Origin of the sequence: Shewanella indica (assembly GCF_002836975.1) — a bacterium.
GTDB lineage: Bacteria > Pseudomonadota > Gammaproteobacteria > Enterobacterales > Shewanellaceae > Shewanella > Shewanella indica.
Window position 1 is genome coordinate 1 of sequence record NZ_NIJK01000005.1, and the last position, 11599, is coordinate 11599.

Consider the following 11599-nt stretch of genomic DNA (forward strand, 5'->3'; position numbering starts at 1 on the left):
CCCTAGGGGATTCGAACCCCTGTTACCGCCGTGAAAGGGCGGTGTCCTAGGCCTCTAGACGAAGGGGACCCCGGACTCACGCTTTAGACTCTGTGATAAGAGTACAGGTTTTACTAAACACTGCAAAATTGGCATCCCCTAGGGGATTCGAACCCCTGTTACCGCCGTGAAAGGGCGGTGTCCTAGGCCTCTAGACGAAGGGGACCCCGGACTCACGCTTTAGACTCTGTGATAAGAGTACAGGTTTTACTAAACACTGCAAAATTGGCATCCCCTAGGGGATTCGAACCCCTGTTACCGCCGTGAAAGGGCGGTGTCCTAGGCCTCTAGACGAAGGGGACCCCGGACTTAAGCATTTAAACTCTGCTTAAAAAGAGCTGATTGAGAGTAGTTGGTGGAGCTAGACGGGATCGAACCGTCGACCTCTTGCATGCCATGCAAGCGCTCTCCCAGCTGAGCTATAGCCCCAAGCTATCTCTCATTACATTTGAGTGTACTGCCAGCAACTTGCTGCCCTGTGTCTCAACTGCGAGGCGCATTCTATGCAGCACACCCAAATGTGTCAACGCCTTTTTTAGGAATTTATTCTGGCTGCTACAAATTCAACCGCTTTGGAGATTCTTTGCTCGCAACGAGCTTTCCCAATGAGAAATAAGGTTAAATCCACAGCAGGAGATTGGCCGGCACCAGTTACGGCAACCCGCAAAGGCATACCGACTTTACCCATTCCCACCTCAAGCTCGGCCGCTGTTGACTCAATGGCATTGTGAATCGCTTCCACGGTCCACTCAGGCAAAGCCGCCAACTTCTGCTGCACCAGTTGCAAGGGCTCCAATGCGACCCCGCGCAAGTGCTTCTTAGCCTGCGCTTCATCAAACGCCTCGAAGTCTTCATAGAAGTAGCGGCTGGAAGCAGCCATCTCTTTGAGTGTCTTGCTGCGCTCTGCCAATGCAGTAACGATTTCAGCCAGGGCCGGGCCATTACTGGTATCTATCTGCTGATCACGCATATGCCATTCAAGGAAACCAGCCACATATTCTGGATCCAGCGACTTCATATAGTGCTGATTCAACCAAATCAGCTTCTCGGTATTGAATGCCGAAGCCGCCTTATTGATATCGTCCAATTTGAAGAACTGCTTCATCTCCTCCAGTGAGAAGATCTCCTGATCGCCATGGGACCAGCCCAAACGCACCAGATAGTTCAGCAATGCTTCCGGCAAATAACCGTCATCACGATACTGCATTACGCTCACGGCGCCGTGACGCTTGGAAAGCTTGGCACCATCGTCACCCAGGATCATGGATACGTGGGCATACTCAGGAACAGGTGCACCCAGGGCCTTAAGAATGTTGATCTGTCTTGGAGTGTTATTGATATGGTCTTCACCGCGAACCACGCAAGTGATACCCATATCCCAGTCATCAACCACCACACAGAAGTTATAGGTAGGTGTACCGTCGCTGCGGGCAATGATCAGATCATCCAGTTCTTCGTTGGCAATTTCAATCCGGCCGCGAACATGATCATCAAAAACCACGCTGCCTTCCTGGGGATTTTTGAAACGTACTACATATGGTTCATCTGTATCACGGGGAGCGGCATCACGGCAGCAACCATCATACTTCTGACGTTCACCCTTGGAGGCCTGCTCTTCACGCAGAGCTTCAATGCGCTCACGAGAGCAATAACACTTGTAAGCCGTGCCCTCTTTCAGCATCTGAGCAATAATCTCGTTGTAACGATCGAAGCGTTTGGTCTGATAATAAGGACCTTCGTCCCAATTCAGGCCCAACCATTCCATCCCTTCCAGAATGGCATCAACCGCCTCCTGAGTAGAACGCTCAAGATCCGTATCTTCGATACGCAGCACAAACTCGCCATTATTGGCACGGGCGTGCAACCAGGAGTATAGAGCCGTACGGGCACCGCCCACATGAAGAAAGCCGGTAGGGCTGGGAGCAAAACGCGTCTTGGTGGTCATAATTGAACACTAACCTTAAGAATAAACGCCTGCCAGGCAGGCAAATGAAAAGTGCGCATATTCTAGCAGCCTAACCCTACAGGGGAAAAGGGCTCTGGCCGACAGTCACAAGATAGATATTGCGGTCCTGACTTGCTCAGCTGTGACATGACATGCACAAGGCAGGCTCAGATCATCACCCTAGGCCGTAATACCATTGCTTCTTTCACACTGACTAAATTTTCAACTACGCTTCAGGGAAGCATCTTTTTTGTGGAGCAGAGGCTATGACAGGAATCAGCCAATCGGCTTCCCTCGCCAGCATTGCGGCCTATTTGAAGCACACCAACGACTATGACGAACAAACCGCACAAAAAGAAGCCAGAGAAGTGATGCATAACCTGGTGACCATGCGTCAGAAAGGCTTTATTACCGGCTGGTACTTTGACGAACAGGGGCACCTGGAACTGCTGCCCAGTGACGCCGTCCTCAAGCGCATAGATCCCCCCAAGTAAATCAAAATCACAATAGGCGGTTTTCCACCCATAACCGACGACAGAGTGAGCAAGATCTCACTCAAACAGCAAAAAGACGTGACAAACATCAAATAAACTACACTTTAGCAACCAATAGGTTACAAAAAAGCAATCAAATTGGCGCGCTACTTGCCTTACCCAATACAGACCTTAGGGAAAATCGGCTGTATTCCCGCTGGAAATACGGACTTTGGGGTACGTATTTTTCAATAACTCAAGAGCATATAAAAAGGACACATCATGAGTGCATTCAATCCATCCAAACTCTTTACCCGGCCGCTGAGAACCCTTGCCAAAGTGACGGCTTTAGCCGGCGCCTTGGCGAGCTTCTCGGTTCTGGCAGAACCGGTAGAGATAAAATTTTCCCACGTTGTGGCAGAAAACACCCCCAAGGGCCAGATGGCACTGAAATTCAAGGCCTTGGTCGAAGAACGCCTGCCAGGTGAATATCAGGTCAGTGTGTTCCCCAACTCACAACTCTTCGGAGACAACAATGAACTGGCCGCGCTGCTGCTCAACGATGTGCAGTTGGTTGCGCCATCACTTTCCAAGTTCGAGCGTTACACCAAAAAACTGCAGCTGTTCGATCTGCCGTTTTTGTTCAAAGACATGGCCGCTGTCGACAAGTTCCAACAGAGTGAAGCCGGGCAAAAGCTGCTGAACTCCATGAAGCGAAAAGGCGTTGTTGGTCTCGGTTATCTGCACAATGGTATGAAGCAGTTCTCTGCCAATGAGCCACTGCTGCTGCCCAAGGATGCCAGCGGCAAAAAATTCCGGGTCATGGCCTCTGACGTGCTGGCGGCTCAGTTTGCCGCCGTCGATGCAACTGCGGTTAAAAAGCCCTTCTCCGAGGTGTTCACCTTGCTGCAAACCCGCGCCATAGATGGTCAGGAAAACACCTGGTCCAATATCTACTCCAAAAAATTCTTCGAGGTGCAGAGCCATATCACCGAAAGTAACCATGGTGTGCTCGACTACATGGTGGTGACCTCCAACACCTTCTGGAAGAGCTTGCCCGGCGATAAGCGGAAAATCATCAAGGAAGCGCTCGATGAAGCCATTGCCTACGGCAACAAAATTGCCGGTGACAAGAATGACCAGGACCGCCAGTTGATCATCGACTCCAAACGTTCTTTGGTGGTTGAGCTCACCCCTGAGCAACGCCAGGCCTGGGTTGATGCAATGAAGCCGGTATGGGCCAAATTTGAAGACCAAATCGGCAAAGACGTGATAGATGCCGCCGTGGCCGCCAACCAGTAAGTCAGTATGGGGGCTCCGGCCCCCGCAATTTCTGCGGAGAGCAATATGATTTCACGCGCCTTGGGCTACTTTGAGGAAGGCTTTCTCAACTTATTGATCACCCTGATGACGGTACTTGTCTTTGTCGAAGTCGTTGCCCGCTTCTTTTTCAATACAGGATTTCTCTGGATGCAGGAGCTGACATTGACCCTCTGTGGTTGGTTTGTCCTCTTTGGCATGTCATACGGCGTTAAAGTCGGTGCCCATATAGGTGTCGATGCCTTCGTCAAAAAGCTCCCCAGGACAGGCCGCAAATACGCCGCCATGCTGGCTGCGGTCATCTGTTTGATCTATTGCGGCCTGTTCCTTAAAGGCAGTTGGGATTATCTCAGCCAGATGTATCAGATTGGAATACCCATGGAAGATATCGACTTCCCCCATGCCCTGGTTGCCAAACTGGACCCCGATTTTGCCTGGGAAACCCTGCGCATAGATGTGGAAGATCCGGCAGTACCACTGTGGATCTCCCAAAGCATTCTGATTATCGGTTTTGCCATGTTGACCTGGCGTTTCATTGAACTGTTTTTTGCCATTCTGACCAACCGCTCACAAGGATTCAGCTTCCACGATGAAGCCAAGGAAAGCATGCACCTGGCAGACGAAAACGAAGCCGGCGAAGACAAAAACAACTCCAAGCATGAGTAGGTAACGCCATGACAATAGCTACCCTCTTTATCGTCTTATTTGTTTGTATGCTGCTCGGCATGCCCATTGCCATTGCACTGGGTTTCTCCAGCATGCTGACTATTTTACTGTTTTCCAACGATTCGCTGGCCTCTGTGGCCCTGAAACTCTATGAGTCCACTTCAGAGCACTACACTTTGCTGGCGATCCCTTTCTTTATTCTGTCCTCGGCCTTTCTCTCCACCGGCGGTGTCGCCAGGCGGATCATCGACTTCGCCATGGACAGTGTCGGCCATATCCGCGGCGGTTTAGCCATGGCCTCGGTCATGGCCTGTATGTTGTTTGCCGCCGTCTCCGGCTCTTCTCCGGCCACAGTGGCAGCTATCGGCTCGATAGTTATCGTCGGCATGATCCGCGCCGGATATCCACAAAAATTTGCCGCCGGGGTTATTACCACCTCCGGCACCCTGGGAATACTAATCCCACCATCGATTGTGATGCTGGTTTATTCGGCAGCCACTGAAGTGTCCGCAGCGCGGATGTTTATGGCCGGGCTGATCCCTGGGTTACTGGCGGGGATGCTGATCATGCTGGCCATCTATATAGTGGCCCGTATCAAGGGATTACCTTCCCTGCCCTTCCCCGGCATTCGCAAGCTCTCTATCTCAACGGCCAAGGCGCTGGGTGGCCTGATGCTGATTGTCATAGTGCTGGGTTCCATTTACGGCGGGGTCGCCAGCCCCACGGAAGCCTCGGCGGTCGCTTGCGTCTATGCCTATTTCATTGCCGTCTTCGGCTATCGCGATATCGGGCCACTGAAAAATGTCGCCTGGCGCAATCCTGGTGAGCCAATAGTCAAAGCCATAGGTCGCAATCTGGGGTACAGCCTGCTGGGATTACTCAAAACACCAGCCGACAAAGAGATACGCGCCGTCGTCAGGGATGGCGCCAAAGTCAGTATCATGCTGCTGTTTATCATAGGCAACGCCATGCTGTTCGCCCATGTATTGACCACAGAACGGATCCCTCACATGATTGCCGAAAACATAGTCGGCATGGGCCTGCCGGCCTGGGGCTTTCTCATCATAGTCAACCTGTTGTTGCTGGCCGCAGGTAACTTTATGGAGCCATCAGCCATTTTGCTTATCATGGCGCCCATCCTCTTTCCCATCGCCACCCAGTTGGGGATCGACCCCATTCACCTTGGGATCATCATGGTAGTCAATATGGAGATAGGAATGCTGACGCCGCCGGTGGGGCTTAATCTGTTTGTGACCTCGGGGATCACAGGCAAGAGCATAGGTTGGGTAATCCACGCTTGCCTGCCTTGGCTGCTGCTGTTATTGGGGTTCCTTATTCTGATCACCTATGTTCCTCAAGTGTCTCTGTTCCTGCCTGAGTATCTGGATTCACTGCGGGGCTTTTAATCCTTGAAATCAACAGGGCTATCGGCGAGTCTAAGACTCGCCGATTTCTTACGCCGGAATTACACCGCAATAACGCCGGGACAATAAGATGCCGCTCAACAACAAGACCCGAAAGCGCCTGCTTATCACCACCATGCTGGTGACGGGTCTGTTTATTACCCTCAAACTGACCTACTGGTACCATCTGGATAAGGGATTCACCCAATACCAATCCCTGGCAGACAAACAGCTCAGCGAAGTCATAAGCTTTATTGAAGGCGCACTCATTCGCTATGAGAGTATTCCCCATGTGCTGTCCACCAACCCCATGCTGGCCCGGGTAATCAAGAGTAGCGCAGACAAGAGCGAAATCAGCAAAATCAACAAGTACTTTGAAGAGATACAGCATGTCACCGAAGCCTCTGATATCTATCTGCTCAATAGCCAAGGGGATGCTATTGCCGCCAGTAACTGGCAACAAGCCTATTCGTTTATCGGTCAGAATTATGCCTTTCGCCCCTACTACACAGAAGCCATCGCCGGCAGACTGGGCAGCTATTACGCCGTCGGTACCTCGTCCAACACCAGAGGGTTTTATTTCTCTTACCCGATTTACGATCAGGGTAAGGTGCTCGGTGTCATAGTGGTCAAGGTCGATATTGCCGATATTGAAGAGCAGATGACGGGGCTGGCCAAGGCGGGCCAGTATGAACTGGCCATCAGCGGTGAGGATGAAATCATCTTTCTCGCCAGTATTGCTAATTGGCGCCTGAGGTCTCTGCGACCCTTGGCTGCGGAAAGGTTACAGCAGATAACCCTTAGCCGCCGTTATGCCGACCGTAAGCTGCAGGAACTCAGGATAGATCCGCCCTACCGGCAGGAAACTCTCCCCCACAGGGCACTGTATCGGATAGAAAACGATCAGGGCCGGGCCCAATATCTGGATACCCGCAATGAAATGATCAAGGTAGGCTGGTATGTGCATGTGCTGACACCCGTTGCCCCTTTGTATCGTTCACTGCCCCCTGTGATGCTGCTGTCCGCCAGTATCTTTCTGTTGCTGGCATTGGGTCTGCTGTTCAGTCTCGAGCGGCGCCGTAACCTAAGACGCATGCGCCAAGCCCAGAGCCAGCTGGAACATAGGGTCAAAGAACGTACCCGGGAGCTGGAAGATGCCAACACCCAACTGAAACAAACCCAGGATGAACTGATCCAGGCTGCCAAGCTGACTGTCATCGGCAGTCTGTCTGCCAGCATCAACCATGAAATCAATCAACCATTGGCGGCGCTGCGCAGTTATGCCCAAAACACTCAAACCTTTCTTGGTCGGGGCATGCATGACAAGGCGCAGGAAAACCTGGTCACCATCATCAGCCTGACCGACCGCTTGGCGGAAATAGTTGCCCAGTTCAAGAGCTTCACCCGTAAGAGCCAGGGCCAGGACAAGCCCACCAGTATCAATGAAACCGTGCAGGAGGCGCTGACCATAGTGCATCCGGAAATCGACAAACAGGGGATCCGGCTCGAACTGCAGCTCCCGGGTAAGCCCTGGTGCTTCTACGGCGATAAAATACGCCTGCAACAGGTACTGGTGAACCTTATCAGCAATGCCATAGTCGCCATGCAACGAGTCGATGAGCGTTTGTTGACCATCAGCATCAGCGTAGAAGATATGCTGTGTATCCGAATTCAAGATTCCGGCCCCGGCGTCAACGAAAGCCAGATGGAGAAAATTTTCGAACCCTATTTTACCACCAGCCAACGACAGGGATTGGGTCTGGGACTCTCCATCTCCCGCCGAATTGTCGAGTCCATGCAGGGCTCCATCAGCGTCGCCAACGCCGCAGAAGGCGGCGCTGTATTTCAGATCCTGTTGCCTCTGTACCACGGCGAGGAAACCCAATGAGCGAACAAGAATACACTGTCCTGATCCTGGACGACGAACCCCATATAGGCACAGTGCTGAGCCAATTATTTGAACTCGAAGGCATCAGTGCCAAAGCATCGACCCAACCGAAAGAGATCTTGCGCCACCTCAGCCGTGACTGGATGGGAGTAGTCATTACCGATGTCAATATGCCCGGCATGGATGGCATCAGTGTTATGCAGCAAATCAAACAGCTGGATGCCGATCTGCCGGTAATACTGATCACCGGCTTTGGCGATATCGCCATGGCGGTCAGCGCCGTTAAACAGGGCGCCTACGACTTTCTGGAAAAACCCTTCAACAATGAACATATATTGGACGTCGTCAAGCGGGCATTGGAAAAACGCAGTCTGACGCTGGAGAACCGCAAGCTCAAGCAGGAGCTGGAATCCCAGAGCCTGCCAGGTCCCAGGATCCTCGGCAACAGTCCGGGGATCCGTCAGATGCGGCATCTCATCCACCAGGTGCTGGATACTCCGGCCGATATCCTGATCGAGGGTGAAACCGGCACTGGCAAAGAGTTGGTTGCCCGTTACCTGCACGATCACAGCCCCAGACACGGCGCCAACTTTGTCGCCATCAACTGTGGTGCTATCCCGGAAAACATCATAGAGAGTGAGCTGTTTGGTGCAGAAGCAGGAGCCTTTACCGGCGCCGACAAGACCCGGATAGGCAAATTTGAGTACGCCAACGGCGGCACCCTGTTCCTCGATGAAATTGAGAGCACACCTATGGCATTGCAGGTCAAGCTGCTGCGTGTACTGGAAGACAGAAGAGTCGAGCGTCTGGGCTCCAATAAATCCATAGCGCTGGACATCAGGGTGATTGCCGCGACCAAGGTCGACCTCAAAGAACTGTGCCGCCAGGGCAGCTTTCGCGAAGATCTCTTCTATCGTCTCAATCTGGTGACTGTAGCCATTCCGCCGCTGAGGGAGCGACGGGAAGATATTCCCTTGCTGTTTCTGCACTTTGCCCGCATCGCTTCGGCCCGCTACCACAAGGCGCTGATTGCCCTTAGCGGTGAGCAGCAGGCCCGTATCAGTACCCATGAATGGCCCGGCAATGTGCGCGAATTGAGAAATCTGGCGGAACGTTATGTTCTGCTTGGTGCCGAGGCTGCCTTTGCCGGCGCCATAGGCAGCAGTGACAGCCTGCAAAGCGGCATGTCACTGACTCAAAGGGTGGAGTTTTTCGAAAGACTGCTGATTGAAGAAGCCCTGGCGCACAACAAGGGCTCCATCAAGCTGACCATGGAACAGTTGGAGCTACCGCGTAAGACCCTCTACGACAAGATGCGCAAATATGCTCTTGAGCGTAAAGACTACCTCAACGATGCCCCCTGAGGCGTATCCATCTCCTGGCTGAGCGGCTGTTTTTGCCGCCAGCCAAGGCGCCAGACCGCCAGCGAAGTCAAAAACAGCAAAACCATGGATCCCATCACCACACCCTGCCACTCTCCCCGCTGCCAGAACAGCATCAAAAAAGGGCCTCCCATTGCGGCGCCAAGGTAATAGCAGCACAGATACAATGAAGTGGCCTTGGCCCTGTGGCTGCTGGCGCGCATGGCCACAAAGGAGTTACAGCAACTGTGGGTAATAAAGAAACCGCAGGAGGTGAGCAAAAAGCCCACGCAGATCCACACCTGGGTATCCAACACAGTCAGCAGGCTGCCGCACAACATCAGCAACAAAGAAATTCTGAACAGAGGCAACTGCCCGTAACGGGCAATCCACCTGGCGGTATAATACGATGCCAGTGTACCGCTCGAATAGCAGAGGAAGATCAGCGTCGCCTCAAACCGGCTCCAATCATAAGGCGGTGCCATCAAGTGCAACTGAATAAAGCTGTACTGGTTGACCATCATCATAAATGCCAGCCCACCAATAAGGTAAGCCAGTCGCATTTGACTATCCTTGAGGTGATGTACAAAGCCCCGTAAGTCTTCACTGCCACCGCGCCAGAAACGCCACTGTTTCGGCAACCGTTCTCGCTTGGCAGCGCTGACGGCATTGGGCAGCAAATAACTGACCAATGCCACCCCAAACAGACTCACCGCCAGCAGCAGCCACATGGCATCCTGCCACAATAGATGTTGCGACATCAGCCCGCCAAACAGCCGACCGATAATGCCACCGAAACTGTTGGCGGTAATGTAAACCGCTGCGGCTTTGAGCATGGTCTCAGGTCTGAGTTGCTCCTTGAAATAAGCCATGGCGATAGCCGGCACAGCCGCCAGCAATATCCCCTGAAGCAACCTAACCGCCACCAGCGCATTGAAGTCTTTAACAAATACCAACAAGATATTGGACAGCGCCAAAGCCCAAAGGCTGATAATAATCGGCTTGTGACGGCCAATCCTGTCCGAGACTATGGCATAGCCAAGCAAGGAAAATGCCAGCGTAAAGCTGGTGACAGACAGCACCAGAGTCGACTTGGCCGCCGTTACCTGAAAATGCTCGGCAATCAAGGGCAGCATCCCTTGCATCAAATACAGATTGATATAAACCACCACTGATGCCACGCACAGTGCCCAAATCAAACGGGTATCACGCGCATGCCGGCCAACGGCTTTGACCTTAGTCACTCCGACCTCTTAAATTAGCAAAGGATTCACCAAACAAGATTAGCACCGGGCGGCGCATAACAATAATAGATAAATAATATCGATTTTATCAATTTTTGTTATGATTAATAACTTCCTCAGGATTATCGCAAGAATAAGGCGTGACGTGGACATCAGACAACTAAAACACCTGGATCACCTGGTTAAGTACGGCAGTTTTACCCGGGCGGCAGAGAAGCTGAATTTGGCCCAACCCGCCCTCAGTCAAAGTATCAAGCGGCTGGAGCAATCGCTCGGCGTCACTCTGGTCAATCGCAGCGGCAGTCGCCAGGAAAGCGGCATTCGCCTCACTGCCGAAGGGCTGGCGCTGCATCAACACGCGGTATTGATCCTCAAGCAACTGAATCAGGCAGAAGCCCATATCCGAGCCATGGCCGAGCTGGCAAAGGGCGAAGTGCGAATTGCCGTGCCCGGTATGTTGGGCTCATTCTACCTGCCGTCACGGGTGATGGCCTTTCGCCATCAGTATCCGGATTTGAAACTGTCGCTGTTTGAGGGAGGCACCCGCGATGCCCTGAGGATGCTGGAACAGGAAGAGGTGGATATAGCGATTATCACGGCCCAGGACCTCAAGCCCGAGTTCGAGTCCTGTTTGTTAATTAGAGAACAGATGGTGGTAGCGTCGAGCCCTGAACACCCCTTGGCCACAAACGAGGCCGTAACGCTGGAGCAGTTTTTCGCCCATGAGTTGGTGATGTTCAAACCCGGTTATTTTCATCGTGAATGGATGCTGAGCCGAGCCAGAGAGCTGCAACTCGAACCTAAGATCGCCTTTGAAACCAATCTGATAAACCTAATAAAACAGATTGTAAGTCAAGGATTTGCCGTCACCAGCGTGTTGGAAATGGTGGTCAATGAAAGAGATGACATCATCGCCCTGCCCTTCGCACCGCCAGTGTATCTCGACTTGCATATTGCCTGGAAGAAACAGCGCCCGGTAAGCCAGGCCGACCGGGCCTTTGTGGAGTTTTTGCTGGCCAATAAGTAACAGGCCCGGTGGGACCCGGGCCTGTTTGTGTTTTAGTGGATCATCTCAGCGGCTCACATAGGCTCTTGTTTAAGTACCGCCCTATCCAGCTTGACTCTCATCACTTGCGGATCCCGCTTCAGCTTTTCGAGCACAGCAAGGAGATCGCTGCCGACCAAACCTACATTCGACATGGAAGCCGCCATTGAAGCTCTGCGTGCAGGTAAAGACCTGACCGGCAAAGATGGTATTCT

Annotated in this window: 9 protein-coding genes, 3 tRNA genes and 1 pseudogene; 7 read left to right on the plus strand and 6 right to left on the minus strand. The window is 52.5% G+C overall.

Features of this window, described 5'->3' with window-relative positions:
- Positions 1-129: 129 nt before the first annotated feature.
- The 4 genes from CX650_RS00985 to gltX all read right to left on the minus strand — a co-directional run bounded on the left by CX650_RS00985 (position 130) and on the right by gltX (position 1984).
- Positions 130-205 (minus strand) — tRNA-Glu (locus CX650_RS00985).
- Between the two features lie 60 nt (positions 206-265).
- Positions 266-341: transfer RNA gene (locus tag CX650_RS00990), tRNA-Glu, on the minus strand.
- A 51-nt stretch (positions 342-392) separates the two neighbouring features.
- A tRNA-Ala gene (locus tag CX650_RS00995) sits at positions 393-468 on the minus strand.
- A 106-nt stretch (positions 469-574) separates the two neighbouring features.
- Entirely contained in the window at positions 575-1984 is a 1410-nt protein-coding gene (gene gltX, locus CX650_RS01000; protein ID WP_071476245.1) for a glutamate--tRNA ligase, read from the minus strand.
- A 266-nt stretch (positions 1985-2250) separates the two neighbouring features.
- Between gltX and CX650_RS01005 the strand changes: the two genes are divergently transcribed.
- From CX650_RS01005 to CX650_RS01030, 6 genes are all read left to right on the plus strand, one after another.
- The gene (locus CX650_RS01005) at positions 2251-2478 is read left to right on the plus strand and encodes a hypothetical protein (protein WP_025890110.1); all 228 of its coding nucleotides are present in this window, start codon (positions 2251-2253) and stop codon (positions 2476-2478) included.
- A gap of 261 nt (positions 2479-2739) precedes the next feature.
- Positions 2740-3759 (plus strand): TRAP transporter substrate-binding protein, encoded by a 1020-nt coding sequence (locus tag CX650_RS01010; RefSeq protein WP_039033792.1) that lies wholly within the window; start codon positions 2740-2742, stop codon positions 3757-3759.
- Positions 3760-3804: 45 nt separating this feature from the next.
- The gene (locus tag CX650_RS01015) at positions 3805-4443 is read left to right on the plus strand and encodes a TRAP transporter small permease (protein ID WP_025012078.1); all 639 of its coding nucleotides are present in this window, start codon (positions 3805-3807) and stop codon (positions 4441-4443) included.
- A gap of 8 nt (positions 4444-4451) precedes the next feature.
- The gene (locus CX650_RS01020; protein ID WP_101094778.1) at positions 4452-5849 is read left to right on the plus strand and encodes a TRAP transporter large permease; all 1398 of its coding nucleotides are present in this window, start codon (positions 4452-4454) and stop codon (positions 5847-5849) included.
- An 88-nt stretch (positions 5850-5937) separates the two neighbouring features.
- A complete protein-coding gene (locus CX650_RS01025) occupies positions 5938-7734 on the plus strand; it encodes a sensor histidine kinase (protein ID WP_101094779.1) in 1797 nt (598 codons plus the stop codon).
- Positions 7731-9098 carry a sigma-54-dependent transcriptional regulator gene (locus CX650_RS01030; protein WP_101094780.1) on the plus strand — a complete coding sequence of 456 codons (1368 nt, stop codon included), beginning with the start codon at positions 7731-7733 and terminating at the stop codon, positions 9096-9098. Before CX650_RS01025 ends, CX650_RS01030 begins: the two co-directional genes overlap by 4 nt.
- Here CX650_RS01030 and CX650_RS01035 read toward each other — a convergent pair.
- Positions 9077-10339: an MFS transporter gene (locus CX650_RS01035; protein WP_071239202.1), complete on the minus strand. Its 1263-nt coding sequence runs from the start codon at positions 10337-10339 to the stop codon at positions 9077-9079. The genes CX650_RS01030 and CX650_RS01035 overlap by 22 nt on opposite strands.
- 145 nt (positions 10340-10484) lie before the next feature.
- Between CX650_RS01035 and CX650_RS01040 the strand changes: the two genes are divergently transcribed.
- Positions 10485-11366 carry a LysR family transcriptional regulator gene (locus tag CX650_RS01040; protein ID WP_039033787.1) on the plus strand — a complete coding sequence of 294 codons (882 nt, stop codon included), beginning with the start codon at positions 10485-10487 and terminating at the stop codon, positions 11364-11366.
- Positions 11367-11419: 53 nt separating this feature from the next.
- Here CX650_RS01040 and CX650_RS20210 read toward each other — a convergent pair.
- A pseudogene (locus tag CX650_RS20210) lies at positions 11420-11599 on the minus strand (hypothetical protein); the annotation flags it as partial.

Bases quoted from the DNA above. Each gene is read 5' to 3' on its own strand.
- CX650_RS01005 (WP_025890110.1), top strand. From the start codon at position 2,251: ATGACAGGAATCAGCCAATCGGCTTCCCTCGCCAGCATTGCGGCCTAT.
- CX650_RS01030 (WP_101094780.1), top strand. From the start codon at position 7,731: ATGAGCGAACAAGAATACACTGTCCTGATCCTGGACGACGAACCCCAT.
- CX650_RS01010 (WP_039033792.1), top strand. From the start codon at position 2,740: ATGAGTGCATTCAATCCATCCAAACTCTTTACCCGGCCGCTGAGAACC.
- CX650_RS01025 (WP_101094779.1), top strand. From the start codon at position 5,938: ATGCCGCTCAACAACAAGACCCGAAAGCGCCTGCTTATCACCACCATG.
- gltX (WP_071476245.1), bottom strand. From the start codon at position 1,984: ATGACCACCAAGACGCGTTTTGCTCCCAGCCCTACCGGCTTTCTTCAT.
- CX650_RS01020 (WP_101094778.1), top strand. From the start codon at position 4,452: ATGACAATAGCTACCCTCTTTATCGTCTTATTTGTTTGTATGCTGCTC.
- CX650_RS01015 (WP_025012078.1), top strand. From the start codon at position 3,805: ATGATTTCACGCGCCTTGGGCTACTTTGAGGAAGGCTTTCTCAACTTA.